This is a genomic window from Actinomadura napierensis, from assembly GCF_039529375.1.
Lineage (GTDB): Bacteria > Actinomycetota > Actinomycetes > Streptosporangiales > Streptosporangiaceae > Spirillospora > Spirillospora napierensis.
Genome location: NZ_BAAAMR010000017.1, coordinates 1 through 18,262, shown reverse-complemented (window position 1 = coordinate 18,262; position 18,262 = coordinate 1). Strand labels below are relative to the sequence as shown.

Here is an 18,262-nt window from a genome sequence, read left to right as displayed (position 1 = left end):
CGCGCGCCCCAATGGCTGCTCCCCACCGTGCTGACCGCGCTGATCCTGGCCGTGGTCGTCGGCGCGCTCCTGCGTTGACCGCCGGAGCGGTCCCGGGAGCGGGGACGCGTCGTATGATCGACCGGGCGGGGGAACGGGGTTGATCGCGAGATGTCAGTGCGTCCGCTGCCCGCGCGTGCCGGCGTCCGCGCGGCCGCCGCACTGGCTCTCGGCGCCGCCGCCACGGCCTGGTCCGCGCCCGCGGCATCGGCCGCGTCGGCGCCCGACGACACCGTGGCCTTCAAGATCACTGACCCGCGGATCAGCGAGTCCAGCGGGCTCGCGGCCAGCACCGCGCACCCGGGCGTCGTCTACACCCACAACGACTCCGGCGGCGTCCCGAAGATCTACGCGCTGGGCCCGGACGGGCGGGTGCTCGCCGTGCTGACGCTGGGCGGCGCGGGCGCGCGCGACTGGGAGGCGATGGCGCTCGGCAAGGACGAGCGGGGCCGTCCCGCGATCTACGTGGGCGACATCGGCGACAACCTCGGCGGCGCCTGGCCGTACGTCACCGTCTACCGGATCCCGGAGCCCGCGCAGGTGCGCAGCCAGACCATCCGCGCCACCAGGTTCAAGATCAAATACGCTGACGGGCCGCGCAACGCCGAGACGATGATGATCAACCCGCGCACGAACCGGCTCTACATCGCCAGCAAGCTGTTCGGCGGCGCGGTCTACGAGGCGCCGAAGCGCCTGCGCACGTCCGGCTACAACGTCATGCACAAGATCGGCAAGGCGCCCGCGATCGCGACGGACGGGGCGTTCGCACCGGACGGCAGCACCTGCGTCATCCGCACCTACTTCGGCGCCCGCATGTACGCCGTGAAGCCGGACGGCCGGCCCGGCAGGTCGCTGGGCTCGGTGTCGCTGCCGTTCCAGCCGCAGGGCGAGTCGATCACCTACACGCCCGACGGCAGGTACTTCCTCGCCGGGTCCGAGGGCGACGACCAGCCCGTCTACAAGGTCCCGGTGCCGGGCGAGACCGGGCCGTCGGCATCGCCCTCGATCACCGCCACCACGAAGGCCGAGAAGAAGGACGACGCCGACCAGGGCCACCGCGACGCGGGCGGCACCCGCACGGGCCTGATCATCGCCCTCGCCATTGCCGCCCTGGTCGGATTCGGCCTGTTCCGGAGACGCGGATGACGCATGGGACGGCTGTGACCGCTGTGGCGGACCGGGACCTGACCGTCCCGCCACGGTCTGCTCCGCGAAACCCCGAACCTCTGCGAAGCCCGCACCGCGCTTGCGAGAATTCGACCGCGAAGCGAGCCGAAGCGTCCCCCCTGTTCGCCCCGCCGCCCGCCGAAGGAGGGCACCGAATGCCCCAGGGTGCCAACCCCTCCCCCACAGGAACCACCGCCGGTGGCTTGAACCTCGGCCACGGCGGACCTCACCGTCGCGATCGCGAGCGAAGCCAAGTTCGAGCGAAGCGAGAACTTGATCGCGCAGCGAGGCCCCCAGGGCGGAGTCGAAGCGATGCAGCGATCGCACGCATTGCCCGTCGAAGGGAGGGCCCCCAGGGCCCGACCGCCAAGGGCGGTGCAATCAACACAGCGATCGCACGCAGCGCCCGCCGAAGGAAGGCCCCCCGGGGCCTGACGCCAAGGGCGATGCAATGAACACCGAACTGGTCGGGCTTTCCGGGGTCGGGGGTCGGTGGCGGCCGGTCGCGGCGGGGCCGTTCGCGTTGCTGGCGGTCGCGCTGGCTCTGCTGCCCATCCGTCCGGTGTGGTTGTGGGCGCTGCTGATCGTGGTGGTCTCGGCCTTCCCGTGGGTGCTGGGCGCGGCTCCGGAGGCGCGCCGGCGGCGGCCACGGCCGTACTGGCGGCTGTCGGCGGCCGGGCTGGAGCGGGTCGGCAAGGGCGGGCCGAGCATGGTCCGCTACGAGCGGGACCGGATCGACGGGCTCGCCATCACGACCGGCGACGGCATGCTGACGGTCTTCCACAGGTTCGGCCGTACGGCGGTCGGCGGGCTGACGGCGATGGGGCTGGAGCCGCTGGCGCTGTTCGTGACGGCGCGGCGGCTGGGCATCCCGATGCACATCCTGGACGGCGAGGCCGGCGACCTGCTCGATCCCGCGCTGGACGAGGCGCTGCGGCTGCCGGACCGGGACGGGGACGTGCCGGGCGGCCCGTTCTCGGCGGGTCCGCTGCCGCGCGACCACGCCGCGGAGAAGCGGCTGCTGGACCAGGAGGCGGCGCTGCTCGCGGCCGTGCACGAGCCGCCGCGCGAGAGGGACGCCGACGGCGCGGCGGCCGGGCGTGGGGAGTTCCGGCTCGACACCCCCGACCCGCTGCCCGGGCGGCGCCGCGTCGCGCTGCTCGGCACGCTCACCGGCGTGCTGGGCGCGGTCATGATCGTGCGGATCGCGGTGCAGGGCGCGGGCGGGTTCGAGGCGCGGCTGGCCGCGGGCTGCTGGGCGCTGGCCGCGATCACCGGGGCGCCGGCGGCGCGGCGGCGGCTGCTGCGCGCCGCGCTGGTGCGCTGGACGATCACCGCGGACCGGCTGCTGGTGCGGGCCCGGCCGGGCTCGCGCCGGCTGCAGGACCTGCCGACGGGGAACGTCGCGGCGGTCGTGGTGGGGCCGGGGCTGCGGCTGGACCCGCTGAGCGGGGAGCCGCGCCGGGCCGAGCTCGCGGCGCTGGCGTTCGGGCACCGGCTGGAGCTGGTCGCCCGGCTGCCCGCGCACGGCCTGGACGGGTTCCAGCTCGCGCACGCGCTGGACGACCACGGCTACCACGTGATCACGCCGGGGGCGCGGGCGCCGCGCCGTCCCGAGTACGGCCTGGAGGGGCTGCCGGACATCTTCGCGCAGGTGCCGGGCGGCCGGCTGGTCGTCGCCGACGGCGGGCTCGGCTGGGCGGACGCGGCGGGCGACGTGGTGCTGAAGATGCCGGAGGACCGGATCGGCGGCATCGAGCTGCTGACGATCGCCGGGCACGCGTGGGTGCGGCTCTACGACAGCGACGGCGACGAGTTCTTCGCGGCGCCGCTGTCGGCGCTGCGGATCTCGCGGACGGACCTGCGGGAGTCGGCGCGGCGGGCGGGCCTGCCGGTGAACGACGCGGAGTACGACGCCTACCTGAGCGCCGCCTTCCATTCGGCGATGTCGACGCTGACGGCGCCGGAGCCGGAGACCCGCGCGACGGCGTCGCTGCCCGCGCCGGGCGCCGCGCCCGACACCCGGTCCGGCTCCAGGCCCGGATCCGGGCAGGAGAGCGCGCGGGAGGCGCCGCGGGCGTCCGGGGAGCCGTCCGGTGAGCCGGAGTTCGACTTCGCGGTTCCGGAGCCGCCGAGCCCGGTGACCGCGCCCGGGACGCTGCTGGACGCCACGCGGCGCTCGCGCGTCGGCACGTACGGGATGAGCGTCCTGCTGTGCGAGGCGGTCGCGCTGATCGGGGCGGTGTGGCTCGGCCCCGACCTCGGCGGGTTCGGCACCACGGCGAGCTGGTCGGTGCCGGCCGGTCTGCTGATCGGCCTCGCCGGCTACTGGCTCTACGACCGCAACCGGCCGCAGCTGCGCGTGTCGTCCGCCGGGCTGGCCGTCGTCACCCGGCGCGGCAAGGTCGAATGGGACCTGGCCCGCGACCGGGTCGGCGGCGTCGGCATCGACGAGTCGACCGAGCGGCTGCCCCGCCTGGTCGTCTGGGGTCCCTCAGGGCGCGTCCTGCGGCAGGTGACGTTCCCGCCGGACCTGGACGAGCTGCGTCGCGCCTGCGAGCGCTACGGCGTCCCCTGGGGCCCGCCGGACGCCGACCTGCCCGCACCCCCGCCGCCCGAGCTCTGACGCAGCGACCAGGTCTTCAGCGGTTCGTAGGTCAGCTGGTCGTACTGCTTGCCCGGCAGGTGGCTGCACATCAGCTGGACGGAGTCCGCCGTCCAGGAGCCGGTGGCGAAGGCCGACAGCGCCTCCATGAGCGGCCGGACGTCGATCGGCTGCCGGGACCGGGCGAGCGTCATGTGCGGGCGGAACGAGCGGTGCTTGTCGGGCGGGGTCCCGGCGCGGCGCCCCGCGGCGGCGACGGACGCCGCCAGCCGGGCCAGGTCGCGGCGGTCGCCGTACAGGCCCGTCCACAGGACGCGGGCGTGCGTCCCGCTGCCCGGGAACGCCCCGCTGCCCGCCAGCGACAGCGTCATCCGCTCGTGCCGCCGCGCGGCGCGCTCCAGCCGGGGCAGCAGCCGGTCCACGGTGCGGTCGTCGCATTCGCCGAGGAAGGCGAGGGTGACGTGGAGCAGCTCCCGCCGGATCCATTTGAGCCCGAGAATGTCGCCCTTGTGGGGAAGGACGGCCTCCTCGAGTTCGTCCAGGATGTCCGGTGGCGGTACGAGCGCCACGAAAAGCCTCATGGAAACGTCCGGAGAGCCACCACAACAGCTTTCCAGCAGACGGCACCCGTTGTCACGCGGTTGCGCAGCGCCATCGGCCCCGGTTACCGGGGCGCGACGGCGCCCGGCGTCACCTGCCGGCGACGGGGACGCGGCACAGCCGGGCCAGCGCGGGCCGGATCGAGCCGCGCGGTGCCGCCAGCAGCGCCACGACGGCCGCGGTGGCCATCGAGACCAGGCCGCCGAGCACGATGCTGAGCCGGGGCCCGAAGTGCTCGGCCATCCAGCCGACGGTGGGTGCCCCGAGCGGATTGGTCCCCATGAACACGAACATGTAGAGGCCCATCACGCGGCCGCGCATCTCGGGCTGGACGCCGAGCTGCATCGTCGCGTTCGCGGAGGTCGTGAAGGTCATCAGCGCGATCCCCGCCGGGACGAGCAGCACCAGGAACGACCAGTACGTCGGGGCGAGCCCGGCGGCGGTCTCCATCACGCCGAACGTCATCGCCGCGATGAGCAGCAGCCGCAGCCGCGGCTTGGCCACGCGCCGGGCGGCGAACAGCGCGCCGGTCAGCGCGCCGAGCGCCAGCATGCTGGACGCCAGGCCGAACGAGGACGCCCCCGTGTGGAAGACCTCCTTGGCGACCAGCGCGGTCGTCATCTGGAAGTTCATCCCGAACGTCGCGACGAACCCGATCATCACCAGGACGAGGACCAGGTCGCGGCGGCCCCGGACGTAGCGCAGGCCCTCGCGCAGCTGCCCCTTGGCGCGCTTGACGGTGGCCGCCGCGTACAGCTCGCTCTCCCGCATCGCGTACAGGCCGAGCAGGACGGCGCCGAACGACGCCGCGTTCACCAGGAACACCGGGCCGGTGCCGATGACGGCGATCAGCACGCCGGCGACGGCGGGGCCGAGCAGCCGGGCGCCGTTGAAGGTGGCGCTGTTGAGCGCGATGGCGTTGGGCAGGTCGCTCTTGCCGACCATCTCGATCACGAACGACTGGCGGGTCGGGTTGTCGACGACGGTGGCGAGGCCGAGCCCGAACGCCAGCAGGTACACGTGCCAGACCTGCGCGTGGCCGGTGACGGTGAGGACGCCGAGGATCAGCGCGAGCGCGCCCATGGACACCTGCGTCATCATCAGGACGCGGCGCTTGGGGTAGCGGTCGGCGATCACCCCGCCCCACAGGCCGAACAGCAGCAGCGGCAGGAACTGCAGGCCGGTGGTGATGCCGAGCGCGGTGCCGTTGTTGTGGGCGAGGTCGAGGACGAGCCAGTCCTGCGCGACGCGCTGCATCCAGGTGCCGGTGTTGGAGACGACCTGGCCGCCGGCGTACAGCCGGTAGTTGCGGGTCCGCAGCGAGCGGAACATGCCGCCGCGGCTCTGCTCTTCGGCTTCGTCGGCAGGCGCGGCGTCGTCGGAAGGCTCGGCGGCCTGCGGCGGTTCCGCGGCGACGGAGTCGGTCTCGGCGGCGACGACGGCCTCGGACGCCTCGGCCTGCGCGCCGTCCGGCTCGGCGGGCGTCTCGGGAGACGTCTCGGCGCCGGGCTTTTGGAATGCTCCAGACGGGCTTCCGGCGCGCTGCCCCCGGGCGACGTCCTCGACGTGCGGCGGCGGCGCGGCGGCGTCCGAGCGCCCTGCCGGATGGAAGGGGGAGTGCGGGAAACGGGGGGATGTGCGGGGGGCGGGACGGCGGCGGCGCGCGCGGGGCGCTACGGGCAGCGCGGCACCGGGACGCGCGGGCCGCCCCGAGCGTGCCCCGCGCGCCGGAGCACCGTCCGGTTCATCAGGTCCATCGTTAGCAGAAGTCATTATCAAGGCTAACGATAATCGCGCAGGTGCTATTCCGGCAAACGCACCCCAGCGCGGCATCGCGGACCACGCCGGAACGCAGCGTCCGAAACCCGCCGCCGCGCGGGCGTCAGGAGCGGCTGAGCTTGTCGATGATGGGCGCGGCGCGGCGCAGGATCTCGCGCTCGCCGTCGGTCAGCTCGCCGAGCCGCGTGGACAGCCAGGCCTCCTTGCGGCGCCGCTCGGCGCGCAGCAGCGCGGACCCGTCCTCGGTGGCGTTGAGCACCACCTGGCGCCCGTCGGTCGGGTGCGGATTGCGCACCACGAGCCCGCGCTCCTCCAGGTAGGCGATCACGCGCGTCATCGAGGGCGGCTGCACCTTCTCGTGGTCGGCCAGCTCGCGGGGCGTCATGGCGCCGTGCCGCTCGATGGCCGCGAGCGCGGCGAACTGGGTGAGCGACAGCGGGTTCGGGCCGCCGTCGGGCGCCGGCGGGCGCAGGTGCCGCAGCCGGCGCGACAGCCGCGCGATCGAGATGCGCAGCTCCTCGGCCAGCCCCGGGGCCGAGGCGGTCCGGCCGCCGGTCGGTGGCGTAGTCATCGTCATTGGTCTCCCGTGCTGATGCCCCATGCTGCCACGCCCGCTCCTTGACACGATCGGCTAATGAGATTAGCTTTTTGGCTATTAAGTAGACGAGAAGGGGGACCGGGATGCCGCGCGCGGGCCTGTCGCCGGACGCGGTGGTGGACGCCGCCATCGCCGTCGTGGACGCCGGCGGACCCGGCGCCCTCACCCTCGCGGCGGTCGCCGGACGGGCCGGGGTCGCGACCCCCTCCCTCTACAAGCATGTCCGCAACCTGGCCGAGTTGCGACAACTGGTGACCGCGAGAATCCTGGAAGAGCTGGCCGACCGGCTCGGGAACGCCGCCATGGGCCGCTCCCGCGACGACGCCGTGGCGGCCCTGATGCGCGCCTACCGCGGCTACGTCGTGGAGCACCCTAGCCGCTACGCGTCCATGGAGCAGTCCGCCGAGCGGCAACACGTCGGGGACGCCGCCGCGGAGCGCCTCCTAGGCGTCATCTACGCGGTGCTGCGCGGCTACGGCCTCGACGGCCCGGAACTCGTCCACGCGGCCCGCTGCCTGCGCTCGGCGGTGCACGGCTTCGCCATCCTGGAGGCCTCCGGCGGGTTCGGCCTGCCCGAGGACCTGGAGGCCAGCTACGAGCGGCTCATCACCGTCCTGACCTCCGGCTTCTCCCAGGCCAGGGTGTGACGAGGCTCTCCCCGGCCCGCCGCGTAACCTGATCGCATGACCCCTCCGCGCCGCCCGGACCCGCCGCCCATGCGGACCAACGACGTCCGCGTGGCCCTCATGGGCACCGCGGCGTGGGCGGTCGCGCTCGTCGTCCTGCTGATCGCCGGGACGCCGTCCGGGGACCGCTGGTGGCTGTGGGTGTGCGTGACGGGCGTCGTGACCGGCCTGTTCGGCATCTGGTACATCCCGCGGCTCCAGGCGGGGCGCGAGCGGCAGGAGGCGGCCCGCGCCGCCCGCCGCGACGCCGCCGTCGAGGACGCCGCGCAGCCCTCCGAAGCGCAGCCCTCCGAGACGCGGCCCTCCAAAGCGGAGCCCCCCGGCGCCACTCGCGAGGACGCCGTCGAGACCTCGGAAGCGGACGTCTAGGGCTCCAGGTCGTCCTCGGCCAGCAGGACGGGCAGGGCGCCGGGATCGCGCAGGACGGCCTCGGCGAGCAGCCGGGCCGCCCAGTCCCCGCAGGCCCAGGCGAGCGCGCGCGCGAGGCCGCCGGTACCGCCGGCGTGGATCTCACCGTCTCCCGTCCACCACGGGACCTCTTGGCCGTCCACTACGAGCCGCTCATGCGCGAGGTAGGTGGCCGGGGCGTCGGGCAGCACGGCCCGGACGGCGTCCGGCACGGGCCGCTTCTCCCCCGCCGTCTCCACCACGCCCGGCACCTCGTCACCGGCCAGGGGCAGGTCGAGGAGTTCGGCGAGCCGGGCGTCGCGTCCCTGCGCGGCGATGACGAGGGGTTGCCCGGCCAGCAGCGGCAGGAGATCGGGGCTGTCCAGGACGAGGGCGTCCGCGGCGTCCACGACCTCGACCGCGCCGTCCACCACGGCGCGGACGTGCTCGGGCGGTTCCACGGTCACCTCGGCGTCGGCGAGGGCCGTCCACAGGCCGCCGAGCTGGACGCGGCTGACGGCGCGCCCCGGATCGCCCATCCGGTCGAGGAGTTCTTGCGCGCCGCCGGGTTCGTCCAGGAGATCGACCAGTGACGTGCGGACGCCCAGGGCCAGCAACAGCTGCTCATCGAATCCCGTAGGGGCGACGTCGTAGAGCCCGGCGAGCACCTCGTCGCCCTGCAGCCGGAACTCGCCCGGCCTGCGGCCGTCCAGGACGGGACGGTGGCTCAGCCACCATGCCGTGTAGGAGGGCACCGTGGCGCGGCGTCCCGTGTGGAGGGCGATGTGCGCGGGCTCCACGATGGCGGCGCGCCATGGGGGCGCGGCCAGCAGCCGTAGCGCGGCGGGCCAGTCGTCCACCAGTTCCAGGTCGCGGACGGCCTGGAACTCCGGCACGAGCGGCGGAAGCTCCTGCGGACCGATCCGTTCGAGCACGTCGTCGGCCCAGCGGTCCTCGTCGTCGAGGTGCAGCGTCTCGGCCTCGTCCACCAGGCCCGACAGGTTCACGTCCTCGGCGCGCGCGAGGGCGAAGCCGTCCAGGACGCCCACGGCCGTGAGCGGCTCGGCGCCCCACCGCTCCAGCGCCTCGGACGCGACGACGCCGAACGGCGCGTCCTCTGCCATCACGGCCCGCAGCGGGCTGTCCGGCAGGAGCAGCTCGCCGGCGGGGTAGAGATCGCCGTCGTCGGCGGGGAGCGCCAGCTCCGCGAGCCACGGCTCGTCCCCGGGATCGAGCCGGGCCGCCGCGACCAGGCCCAGCACGGCCTCGGCGACCGCGTCGGGGTCGTCGGCGTCGAAGGAATCCTCCACCGCGGCCCGCACCGCAGGGTCGGCGAGCACCGCCCGCGGGCCCGCCTCGACCGCGCCCAGCCTGAGCAGCAGCGGATGGAACGCGTCCGGATGGACGAACCGCAGGCCGAGCGCGTCCAGGCCCGCCGGATCGACGCCGTCCGCGACCAGGAGGCCGCGCGGCCCGCGCACCGTCCGGGCCGTCTCGCCCGCCAGCGGCACCGGGAGCGCCCCCAGGGCGTCCCTGGCGGCCTCGGCGAGCGCCTCGTAGACCCGGTGCCACCAGCGCGGTCCCCGGTCCACAGCGGCCAGCTCGTCCACGACGTCGGCGAGCTCGACGCGGCGGACGCCCAGCGCGCCGAGCGCGGGGCTGCGCGCGGGCCAGCCGGGCGGCAGCAGCCCGCCGACCACGGTGTCCTCGCCGGCCCGGCCCGCGAGGAGGTCCAGGAACGCCGCCGGGGCGTCCAGCGCCACCGCGTCCCGGCCGCGCATCCGGCGGCCCTCGGGGTCGTCCGGGACGGGCAGCAGCGCCGCTTCGGGGAGAAGCTCGCGGACGGCCCGCCGCAGCCGCGCGTCCAGTTCGCCGGCGCCCACCGGGCCGGGCACCAGGTCGAGCAACCGGGGATCGGCGGGGCGCGCCTTCAGCAGGGCCACGTAGGCATCGGCGGCCCGGTCCACCAGGAAGTCGGTCAGCGGGCCCGGCGCGACGTGCCGCCTGTCGGGCGCCAGCGGAAACGACGCGATGAGCAACGCGGGCAGGTCGAGGCGCTCGTCGCTGGGGGTCGGCGCGTGCACGACGGCGGGCGTCCCTTCCGGAAGCCCGCCCTCCGGGAGCGCCCACCGGACCTGCCACACCGCCCGCGCGCGCTCCTCCACGGGCCGGTCCTCCAGCAGTTCCGCCGGCGTCGTCCCATGCGCCTCGACGGTCTGCCACACCTGCCCGTCGACGACGACCGTCCCGGGGTGGGGCCGCTCGGCGGACACCACCCGCACGTCCCCGTCGACGTCGATCTCGACCGATTCCAATGCGGGCAGCGCCAGCATCAACGCCGCGTCCACCTGCTCAAGCTGGCGCCGCACGGAGTCGACCGCGCCCGCCCTCAACGGCAACCGGACGATGGTGTCGAACCCGTCCGGCACCTCCGGCGGCTCGTCCGCCGCGAACGGCAGCCGCAGCAGCGGGACGCGCCCCTCCCGCCGCGCCAGCTCGCCGGCCACGTCCGGAAGGCCCCGCACCAGTTCCCGGGCCCGTTCCTCCGACCACTCGACCCCGCCCGTCGCGGAGGCGATGGACGGGTTCGAGGTGACGGCGACGACGGCCGCGAAGCCCACGCCGAAGCGGCCCACCGCGCCCGCGTCATCGCGTTTCGCGGACGCCCGGAGCGTGGACAGGGCCTCGACCCCGGCGGCGTCCAGGGGCGCGCCGGTGTTGGCGGCCGTCAGCTCCGCCGCGACCGTGTCCAGGGCCAGGCGCAGCCGTCCGGGAACGGCTGCGCGGAGCGCGGCGTCCGCGGCGTTCTGCGCCAGCTCGATGACCACGCGGTCGCGGTAGCCGCCGAGGGCGTGGTCCTCCTCGGTGTTGGCGTCCTCGCGGAAGCGCGCCGGGGACTCGCCCCAGGCGCGCAGGACGCGGTCGCGCAGGACGCGCGTGCCGAACGGGTCAGGGACCACCGCCGTCACCACCCTCGCCGCGCGCGGGCCGCGGCGCGAAGGAATCCCCTCGGCGCCCCGGACCGGCCCGCTCGTCGTCAGCTGTGCCCGAGCGCCTCGTCGTCCAGGGGCTCGGCCTCCTCGCCCGCGGACGGGACGACGTCGTAGCCCAGCTCGTCGATCACCGGCGGGTTGTGCTCGGACGCCGCAGGCAGGTTGACCGCCTCGGAGTGCGCGCCGCAGCCGTGGTCGGCCGACACCACGCGCCCGTCGTCGGGGGCGTACTCGTTGGCGCACACCCCGAACACCTGCCGCAGCCCACCGGCCAGCGCGACGTAGAACCCGCAGGTGGAGCACTGGGCGGGCGCGGACGCGGCGATCGGCGCGCGGGGGCCCGCGACGCCGTCGTACCAGCGGGCGGCGGCCTCGTCGCGGCCCTCGCGGGACAGCACCCGGACCCGGCCGAGGCCGAGCTCCCACTGCACCTCGCGCTCGGCCGCGTCGTCGATCTGCGCGTAGCCGGGCGCGAGCCGGACGTCGTCGGGCGTGGTCGGCAGCAGGTCGCCGGGGCCGAGGTCGCCCGGGCGCAGCCGATCCAGCCACGGCACCCACTGGGGGGCGAGGAGCGCGTCGTCGCCGGGCAGCAGCACGCACTCGCTCACCGTGACGATCTTGGCGCGGGCGGCACGGGTGACCGTGACGGCCCAGCGCCACCCGGTGTAGGCCGGATCCAGCGCGGCGAAGTAGTGGGTGACCACCCGGTCGCCCTCGGCGTGCATGCCGAGGTGCTCGCCGACGGGCGACGGATGGGCGGTCTCCTCGGCGGCCGTCCGCGCGAGGTCCGCGGCCTCGGCGCAGGCGGGGTCGACGGCGGGCGTGCGGGTCCGGCGGGCAGGCCCGGAGACGGTGCGCGCGGCGGCGGGACGCGCGGGGCTGGACTGACGCGTTGGGCTCACACGTCGATTCTCGCGCATCACGGGGGATGACCCGACACACGGGCTCCTGCCCGGCGCGAGGTGATCCGGCCCGCCAGAAGGGAACGTACCCTCAAGCAGGTGGCCGGATCCGCGACGAGGCGGGCCGCGAGGGCGGCCGGGCCACCGCAACGACCCCGCAAGGAGAGATCAGGGCGCGATGGGACTGGGACGCTCCGTGCGCGCCGGTATGGGCGGCGCGGGCCACACGCTGCGCGGTGTCCGCACGACGGTGTGCGGGGCCGGGCGGCTCACCCGCCGGGTCACCCACGCGCACGGCGCGGGGCGCAGCGGCCTCGGCGTCCTGATCGAGGCGTCCGCGCTGAACTCGGCCGGGGACGCGCTGGTCACCGTCGCGCTGGCCGGGTCGCTGTTCTTCGGCCTGGACGTCAACCAGGCGCGCGGCCAGGTCGCCCTGTACCTGCTGGTGACGATGGCGCCGTTCGCGCTCGTCGCGCCGCTGATCGGCCCGGCGCTGGACCGGATGCGGCACGTCCGCCGGTACGCGCTGGCCAGCACGTTCGCGATCCGCGGGCTGCTGTGCTGGGGGATGGCGGGCGCCGTCGCGCACAACGACCCGATCACCTTCCTGCCCGCCGCGTTCGGCGTGCTGGTGGTCTCCAAGGCGTACGGGGTGCTGCGGGCCGCAGTGACGCCGCAGCTGCTGCCCGAGGAGATCACGCTGGTGACGGCGAACGCGCGCGCGTCGTTCGCCGGGCTGGTCGGCTCCTCGATCGCCGCCCCGGCGGGCGCGGGGCTGGCCGTGCTGATCGGCACCGGCTGGGTGCTGCGCATCGGCACGGCGATGTTCCTGCTCGGGATCGTCTTCGCGATGCGGCTGCCCAAGCGGGTGGACGTCCCCGACACCGGCAAGGCCCCCGCGGCCTCCACAGCCGCGGACACCGGCGCGGACACGCCGCCTGAACCGGCCGAGCCGGCCGCGAGGCACTGGCGGACCCTCCCCCGCGTCGGCCCGATCGTCGCGGAGGCGATGCAGGCGAACGCGGTGCTGCGCGCGCTGTCCGGCTTCCTGGTGCTCTACCTGGCGTTCCTGCTGCGCGAGGAGCGGTTCGACCCGGTGTCGCACAACGTCGCGCTCGGCCTGCTGGCGGCGTTCGCGGGCGCCGGCGGCCTGATCGGCACCGCGCTCGGCGCCTGGATGAAGGCGCGGGCGCCCCGGCTGATCGTGTCGGCGACGCTCGCCGCCGTCACCGCCGTCACGGCCGTCTCCGCGCTGTTCTTCGGCCTGTGGGCGGCGCTCGCCGTCTCGCTCGCCGCCGGGCTCGGCCAGGTCCTCGGCAAGCTGTCGATGGACGCGGTCGTCCAGCGGGAGATCGGCGAGGAGGTCCGCTCGTCCACGTTCGCGGTGACCGAGACCCTGCACCAGCTGTCCTGGGTGGTCGGCGGGCTGCTCGGCCTCGGCATGTCGATCGTCGCGGACGGCCGGGTCGCGCTGGCGATCGTCGCGGCGGCGCTCACGCTGTCGCTGGCGCTGCTGCTGACCCGCCGGGCCGGCGCCCAGCGCCGCGTCCGCTCCCGGGCGGGCACCCCGATCAAGGACGCCCACCCCGAGATGCGCGCCTGACCGTTCGCCTCAGGGGACGCTTACGCCCTGACGCGGCCGCAGTCGGAGGTGGACGGCTACGTGCTGATGTCGTCGGCGACCGCGCGCAGCACCGTCGCGATCTTCTTCGCGTCGGCCGGGGCCGGGTGCTTGCCGCGCCGGTAGGTGTTGGAGATCCCGTCCAGCAGCTTGATCAGGTCCTCGGTGATGACGACCATCTCGTCCGGCTTCTTGCGCCGCTGCTTGGCGATGGTCCGCTCGACCGACGGCAGGCTCTCCAGGACGCGGACCTGCAGCGCCTGCTGGCCGCGCCGCCCCTCGACCACGCCGAACTCGATGCGCTGGCCAGGCTTGAGCGTCGTCACACCGCCCGGCAGCGCCGAGGAGTGCACGAAGACCTCACCGCCGTCGTCGCGGGTGAGGAAGCCGAATCCCTTGTCGGAGTCGTACCACTTGACCTTGCCAGTCGGCACGGGAGACCTCGTTCGGTAATCGTCCTGAATCGACCCCAAGATTAGTGCCTCACCGGGGGCCGGTGAACATGCCGGGACCCCTGCGAATCCCTTTGGGGCAACGGGATGAAGCTATCCCGGCCCCCCGCCCCGCGGCACCCCGATATCAGGCGGCCCGGAACCCCGACAGCCACTCCGGGAAGGCGTGCAGATCGGGCAGGACGACGTCCGCGCCGTAGGCGGCGAGGGCGGCCGAGTCGAACGAGCCGGTCGCTACCCCGACGGCCACCGCGGACGCGGCGCGGGCGGCGTCCACGTCGGCGGTGTGGTCGCCGATGTAGGCGCGGGCGCCGTGTGCGAGCAGCGCGGCCCCCTTGTCGGCGCCGAACAGCCCGCCGACGGCCGCGTCCACGTCCAGGCCCAGGTAGCGGACGGTGCGCTCGGTGTCCCGCTGGTTCTTCCCCGACACCACGACCACCCGGGCGCCCGCCGCCCGGACGGCCGCCAGCGCCGCGGCGGCGCCGGGCATCTCCACGGTCGCCGGGAGCGCTATGTCGGGGTAGATCGCCCGGTACAGGTCCGCCATGGCGGGGATCCGCTCGGGCGGGAACCAGTACGCCAGCTCGTCCTCCAGCGGCGGGCCGAGCCGCCTGACGACCGCGTCGACGTCGATGGGGACGCCGGTCTCCGCGGCGATGGCCGCGTACACCGCGCCGATCGCGGCGCGCGTGTCGGCCAGCGTGAGGTCGAGGTCGAAGCCGACGGCGAATCCGGCACCATCCGGACGGGGAATCTTCGGCGAATCAAGGTCCAGCACGTCCCACAGGGTAAAGGTCCGGTATGGAGCGATTGCCAACGCCGGGTGCCGCGTGGGACGGTCCCGTCCGAGCGGGTCCACCAGGACCGGCCCCGGACGCAAGTACCCGCGCTCTCCCGGTAGTGGCGATGCGACGGGATCCGAGTAGGAGAGCGCGGGAACTCTTGGCGCGGGAGCCTTCGATGCCCCGGCCCGGTCTGGTTCGCCGGGTCCCGGGCGGCCGCCCGTGTCGTGGTTATGCCCGCACCCCCTGCCGAAAACCGTTTGACCAGGGAAAACGTAGGGCTCGAACGAGCCACCCGAACCCCAAGGACGATCAGCCGCAGGCCGGCCCGGCGAAGGAGGGCAACCCCCCATGGCGGACAACAGGGCGGAAGACAGGGCGGACAACAGGGCGGACGACCACGACCGCACGGTGAACCCGGAGACCGGGCGGACGGAGCCCGCCGGGACGGGCGCGACCGCGCGGCACGCCATGACCGGGACGCGCATCGACCCCGGCGAGCACCGCGCCCGGCGGCCGTTCGGCGGGTCCGCCGCGGCCGCCCGCAAGCGCGGCGTCGGCCTCCTCGCCACCGTGATCTCGGTCGTCACGACGATCGCGGTGCTGATCCTGGCGGTGCACATCCTGTTCGTGGTGTTCGAGGCGAACACCGGCAACGACATCGTGCACTGGTTCGGCGCCCGCGCGGACGAGCTGGCCTGGCAGTTCAAGGACGTCTTCCAGCCCGACAACGCCAAGGTCGACGTGGCCGTCAACTACGGCCTCGCCGCGCTCGTCTACCTCGTCATCGGACGGATCATCGTGAGCGCCGTCCGCCGCGCGGCCTGACCGGCACGCTCGACCGGCACGCTCGACCGGCACGCTCGACCGGCACGGCCCGGCGGGAGGGCTAGCGGCCCGGGAAGCGGACGACCTCGAACGGCCACGCGGTGGTGACCCATTCGCGGACGAAGTCCTCGAGGTCCTTCTCCAGGGCCCGGTCCTCCTCGTCGGAGCGCACCCAGAACACCACGACCGCGTCCGCGCCGGGCTCGTCCGACGGCGCGACGTGGATGCGGCCGAGCTGGCGTTCGCCGTCCGGCGTGTTCACCACGTAGCTGAAGGAGCGGCGCAGCTGGCCCTCCTTCTGCAGCCACGCCACGTCGATCAACGCCTGCTCGAAGGTGAACTCGCGGTCCGGCCAGCCCCACTCGGGCCCGAACCGGCCGGCGAGCCGGTCCAGGCTGCCGATCACCGCGCCGTAGTCCTTCACCACGTCGTGCACGGTGATCGGGCGGATCTGGAAGCGGGGTCCGGCGACCAGCGTGGGCACCACGAAGTCCTCGGGGAGGAAGGCCCCGTCGGCCGCCTTCCGCGGAGACATGAACATCGTCGACCCTTCCGGGGACGCCCCTTCCGGCACAGGGGCGCGGGGCAACGAACTCTAGCCGCACCCCGGCGCGGGGCGAGACGCGTCACGAATTCGGGCGCGCCGGGCCGGGGCAGGGGTCCGCAGGTCCCGGATGCCTTACTGTTCTTGCGGAGGAATTCATCACTATGACGACATCTACGCGCGAGCGGATCGTGGCCGAGTCGCTCCGCCTGTTCGCCGACCGGGGCTACGCGGCGACCTCGGTCGCCGAGATCGAGGCGGCGGCCGGGCTGTCCCCGGGCGCTGGGGGCCTGTACCGGCACTTCCGGTCCAAGGAGGAGGTGCTCGCCTCCGCCATCCGCGAGCACATCGAGCGGACCCGCCGGCAGATCAACACGGTCCTCGACCAGGCGGAGGTGTTCGCCGACCGCCCGCTGGAGGTGCGGCTGCGGATGACCTGCCAGGCGGGCCTGGCCAAGATGCGCGAGGAGCAGGACCTGATCCGGGTGCTGTTCCGCGACCTCGACCAGTTCCCGAACCTGGTCGCCGAGATGCGCGAGGGCATCGTCAACCCGCTGTACGACGGGATCGCGACCTGGCTGTCGCAGCAGCCGGAGTACGCGGGCGCCGACGAGGACTGGGCGGCCGTCGCCTCGATCCTGGGCGGCGCGGTGGTCAACTACTGGCTGGCCAACGAGTCGATGTACGAGCCGCCGACGCGGATCGACGAGAAGCGGTTCGTGGAGAGCTGGGCCCGGCTCGGGCTGGGGCTGGTCGACCTGGAGCGCACCCCGGCGACCTGACCGGCCGCCGCCGGCCGGTCCCCTCATCGCGCCGGACGGCCCGTCCGGCGCGCGTTCCTCCCCGCGCCGCGGCATCGCACCGGCCGCACCGCGCCGCCTCTTACTCTGGGAGGGTCCTGCTCGCAGCGTCCGACGTGCGCGAACGCGCCACCGCACGGGCGCGGCGAGCCGGGGCGCACGCGACACTAAGGTGGCGAACGGCATGGATTCGTATGCGGACTGGCTGCGCGCGCGAGCCGACGAGGAGCTGCGCGCGCTGCTGTCCGCGCGTCCCGAACTGCTCGCGCCCGTCCCCGCCGACCTGACCGCGCTCGCCGCCCGCGCCGCCACGCCCGCCGCGGTGTCCCGCGCGCTCGACCGGCTCGACCGGTTCACGCTCGCGGCGCTGGAGGCGGTGCTCGTGCTGCCGCCGCCGGTGCGGCCGGAGACGCTGGCCGGCGCGCTCGGCGTCACCCCGGGCCGGGCCGAGGACGCGGTCGACCGGCTAATGCGGTTCGGGCTGGTGTGGGTCAGCGGGAAGGGCGCCGCGGACGGCGCCGGCGAGGGCACGCTGACCGCCGCCCCGGGCGTCCGGCAGGGCCTCCCGCATCCGGCCGGGCTCGGCCCGGCGGTCCAGGAGGTGTTCGCCGGGTACCCCACCGAGCGGCTCGCCGCGCTGGTCACCGACCTGCAGGGCGAGGAGCCGCGCGGGTTCGCCGACGCGGCGCGGCTGCTGCGCCGGCTCGCCGAGCTGCTGGCCGACCCGGCGCCGCTGGTCGAGGCCGCCGGCCCCGAGGCACGCGCCGCGCTGGACGCGCTCGCCTGGGGCCCGCCGGTCGGGCGGGTCGCCGACGCGCGCCGCGCCGTCCGGATCGACACCGCCGCCACCCCGATCGAGCGTCTCCTCGCCCGCGGCCTCCTCGCCGCCGAGGACGACCGGACGGTCACCCTGCCCCGCGAGGTCGCGCTGCACCTGCGCGGCGGGCGGCTGTTCCAGGACCTGCCCGCCGAACCGCCGCCGCTCGGCGCGGAGCCGTCCGGCGCGTCCCGCAGCGAGGACATGGTGGTCCGCGCCGCCGCCGGCGAGGCGTTCAACGCGGTCCGGCTCACCGAGGAGCTGCTGGAACGCTGGGGCCTGGAGCCGCCGCCGGTGCTGCGCAGCGGCGGGCTGGCCGTCCGCGACCTGCGCAACGCCGCGACCCTGCTGGACGTCCCGGAGTGGAAGGCGGCGCTGCTGGTCGAGATCGCGTACGCGGCGGGGCTGCTGACCCGCAGCGGCGACCTGGACGGCGAGTGGCTGCCGACCCCCGCCTACGACCTGTGGCTGATGCGCGACACCGCGGGCCGCTGGACGGAGCTGGCGCGCGGCTGGCTGAAGTCGGATCGCGCCGCGGGCCTCGCCGGGGAGCGCGACGACCGGGACCGGCTGATCAACGCGCTGAGCGAGGCGATGGTGCGCAGCAGCGCGCCCGCCGCCCGCCGCGCGGCGCTGGAGATCCTCGCCGGCGCGGAGCGCGG

General features: G+C 74.9%; 15 protein-coding genes and 1 pseudogene. 8 read left to right on the top strand and 8 right to left on the bottom strand.

Going from position 1 to position 18,262, the window contains the following annotated elements; genetic code table 11:
• Positions 1–150 precede the first annotated feature (150 nt).
• Positions 151–1,185, top strand: coding sequence for a hypothetical protein (locus ABD296_RS12235; RefSeq protein ID WP_344265135.1), 1,035 nt, complete (start codon positions 151–153; stop codon positions 1,183–1,185).
• A gap of 472 nt (positions 1,186–1,657) precedes the next feature.
• Positions 1,658–3,832 (top strand): hypothetical protein, encoded by a 2,175-nt coding sequence (locus ABD296_RS12230; protein WP_344265132.1) that lies wholly within the window; start codon positions 1,658–1,660, stop codon positions 3,830–3,832.
• Here ABD296_RS12230 and thpR read toward each other — a convergent pair.
• The 3 genes from thpR to ABD296_RS12215 form a co-directional block, all read right to left on the bottom strand.
• The gene (gene thpR / locus ABD296_RS12225; protein WP_344265129.1) at positions 3,769–4,392 is read right to left on the bottom strand and encodes an RNA 2',3'-cyclic phosphodiesterase; all 624 of its coding nucleotides are present in this window, start codon (positions 4,390–4,392) and stop codon (positions 3,769–3,771) included. The genes ABD296_RS12230 and thpR overlap by 64 nt on opposite strands.
• A gap of 109 nt (positions 4,393–4,501) precedes the next feature.
• Positions 4,502–5,743, bottom strand: coding sequence for an MFS transporter (locus ABD296_RS12220; protein ID WP_344265349.1), 1,242 nt, complete (start codon positions 5,741–5,743; stop codon positions 4,502–4,504).
• Between the two features lie 550 nt (positions 5,744–6,293).
• Positions 6,294–6,761, bottom strand: a complete 468-nt coding sequence (locus ABD296_RS12215) for a MarR family winged helix-turn-helix transcriptional regulator (RefSeq protein ID WP_344265126.1) — start codon at positions 6,759–6,761, stop codon at positions 6,294–6,296.
• 110 nt (positions 6,762–6,871) lie between these two features.
• On the opposite strand from ABD296_RS12215, the gene ABD296_RS12210 reads away from it, so the two are divergent.
• Together ABD296_RS12210 and ABD296_RS12205 are read left to right on the top strand one after the other, a co-directional pair.
• Complete coding sequence (locus tag ABD296_RS12210; RefSeq protein WP_344265123.1) at positions 6,872–7,435, top strand: TetR-like C-terminal domain-containing protein; 564 nt, start codon at positions 6,872–6,874, stop codon at positions 7,433–7,435.
• A gap of 36 nt (positions 7,436–7,471) precedes the next feature.
• Positions 7,472–7,843: a DUF2530 domain-containing protein gene (locus ABD296_RS12205; RefSeq protein ID WP_344265120.1), complete on the top strand. Its 372-nt coding sequence runs from the start codon at positions 7,472–7,474 to the stop codon at positions 7,841–7,843.
• Here ABD296_RS12205 and ABD296_RS12200 read toward each other — a convergent pair.
• Together ABD296_RS12200 and ABD296_RS12195 are read right to left on the bottom strand one after the other, a co-directional pair.
• On the bottom strand, positions 7,840–10,821 hold the full coding sequence (locus tag ABD296_RS12200) for a sacsin N-terminal ATP-binding-like domain-containing protein (protein ID WP_344265117.1): 2,982 nt from the start codon (positions 10,819–10,821) through the stop codon (positions 7,840–7,842). The two genes, ABD296_RS12205 and ABD296_RS12200, sit on opposite strands and share 4 nt — an antisense overlap.
• Positions 10,822–10,898: 77 nt before the next feature.
• Positions 10,899–11,756 carry a DUF3027 domain-containing protein gene (locus ABD296_RS12195; protein ID WP_344265114.1) on the bottom strand — a complete coding sequence of 286 codons (858 nt, stop codon included), beginning with the start codon at positions 11,754–11,756 and terminating at the stop codon, positions 10,899–10,901.
• Between the two features lie 178 nt (positions 11,757–11,934).
• Here ABD296_RS12195 and ABD296_RS12190 point away from each other — a divergent pair, with 178 nt between their 5' ends.
• Positions 11,935–13,359 (top strand): MFS transporter, encoded by a 1,425-nt coding sequence (locus ABD296_RS12190; RefSeq protein WP_344265111.1) that lies wholly within the window; start codon positions 11,935–11,937, stop codon positions 13,357–13,359.
• Positions 13,360–13,415: 56 nt separating this feature from the next.
• On the opposite strand, the gene ABD296_RS12185 is transcribed toward ABD296_RS12190, so the two are convergent.
• Together ABD296_RS12185 and ABD296_RS12180 are read right to left on the bottom strand one after the other, a co-directional pair.
• Entirely contained in the window at positions 13,416–13,811 is a 396-nt protein-coding gene (locus ABD296_RS12185; protein ID WP_344265108.1) for a cold-shock protein, read from the bottom strand.
• 145 nt (positions 13,812–13,956) lie between these two features.
• Complete coding sequence (locus ABD296_RS12180; RefSeq protein WP_344265105.1) at positions 13,957–14,607, bottom strand: HAD family hydrolase; 651 nt, start codon at positions 14,605–14,607, stop codon at positions 13,957–13,959.
• 355 nt (positions 14,608–14,962) lie between these two features.
• Here ABD296_RS12180 and ABD296_RS12175 point away from each other — a divergent pair, with 355 nt between their 5' ends.
• The gene (locus ABD296_RS12175; protein WP_344265102.1) at positions 14,963–15,439 is read left to right on the top strand and encodes a hypothetical protein; all 477 of its coding nucleotides are present in this window, start codon (positions 14,963–14,965) and stop codon (positions 15,437–15,439) included.
• A 61-nt stretch (positions 15,440–15,500) separates the two neighbouring features.
• Here the strand turns inward: ABD296_RS12175 and ABD296_RS12170 are convergent, their stop codons facing one another.
• The gene (locus ABD296_RS12170) at positions 15,501–15,980 is read right to left on the bottom strand and encodes a GNAT family N-acetyltransferase (protein WP_344265100.1); all 480 of its coding nucleotides are present in this window, start codon (positions 15,978–15,980) and stop codon (positions 15,501–15,503) included.
• A 167-nt stretch (positions 15,981–16,147) separates the two neighbouring features.
• Here ABD296_RS12170 and ABD296_RS12165 point away from each other — a divergent pair, with 167 nt between their 5' ends.
• Together ABD296_RS12165 and ABD296_RS12160 are read left to right on the top strand one after the other, a co-directional pair.
• On the top strand, positions 16,148–16,765 hold the full coding sequence (locus ABD296_RS12165) for a TetR/AcrR family transcriptional regulator (RefSeq protein ID WP_344265097.1): 618 nt from the start codon (positions 16,148–16,150) through the stop codon (positions 16,763–16,765).
• Between the two features lie 202 nt (positions 16,766–16,967).
• A pseudogene (locus ABD296_RS12160) lies at positions 16,968–18,262 on the top strand (helicase-associated domain-containing protein); the annotation flags it as partial.

Excerpts from the sequence above, each read along its gene's own strand:
- ABD296_RS12165 (WP_344265097.1), top strand. The coding sequence starts at position 16,148 with ATGACGACATCTACGCGCGAGCGGATCGTGGCCGAGTCGCTCCGCCTG.
- ABD296_RS12230 (WP_344265132.1), top strand. The coding sequence starts at position 1,658 with ATGAACACCGAACTGGTCGGGCTTTCCGGGGTCGGGGGTCGGTGGCGG.
- ABD296_RS12215 (WP_344265126.1), bottom strand. The coding sequence starts at position 6,761 with ATGACTACGCCACCGACCGGCGGCCGGACCGCCTCGGCCCCGGGGCTG.
- ABD296_RS12205 (WP_344265120.1), top strand. The coding sequence starts at position 7,472 with ATGACCCCTCCGCGCCGCCCGGACCCGCCGCCCATGCGGACCAACGAC.
- ABD296_RS12175 (WP_344265102.1), top strand. The coding sequence starts at position 14,963 with ATGGCGGACAACAGGGCGGAAGACAGGGCGGACAACAGGGCGGACGAC.
- thpR (WP_344265129.1), bottom strand. The coding sequence starts at position 4,392 with ATGAGGCTTTTCGTGGCGCTCGTACCGCCACCGGACATCCTGGACGAA.
- ABD296_RS12210 (WP_344265123.1), top strand. The coding sequence starts at position 6,872 with ATGCCGCGCGCGGGCCTGTCGCCGGACGCGGTGGTGGACGCCGCCATC.
- ABD296_RS12220 (WP_344265349.1), bottom strand. The coding sequence starts at position 5,743 with ATGTTCCGCTCGCTGCGGACCCGCAACTACCGGCTGTACGCCGGCGGC.
- ABD296_RS12170 (WP_344265100.1), bottom strand. The coding sequence starts at position 15,980 with ATGTTCATGTCTCCGCGGAAGGCGGCCGACGGGGCCTTCCTCCCCGAG.
- ABD296_RS12190 (WP_344265111.1), top strand. The coding sequence starts at position 11,935 with ATGGGACTGGGACGCTCCGTGCGCGCCGGTATGGGCGGCGCGGGCCAC.
- ABD296_RS12235 (WP_344265135.1), top strand. The coding sequence starts at position 151 with ATGTCAGTGCGTCCGCTGCCCGCGCGTGCCGGCGTCCGCGCGGCCGCC.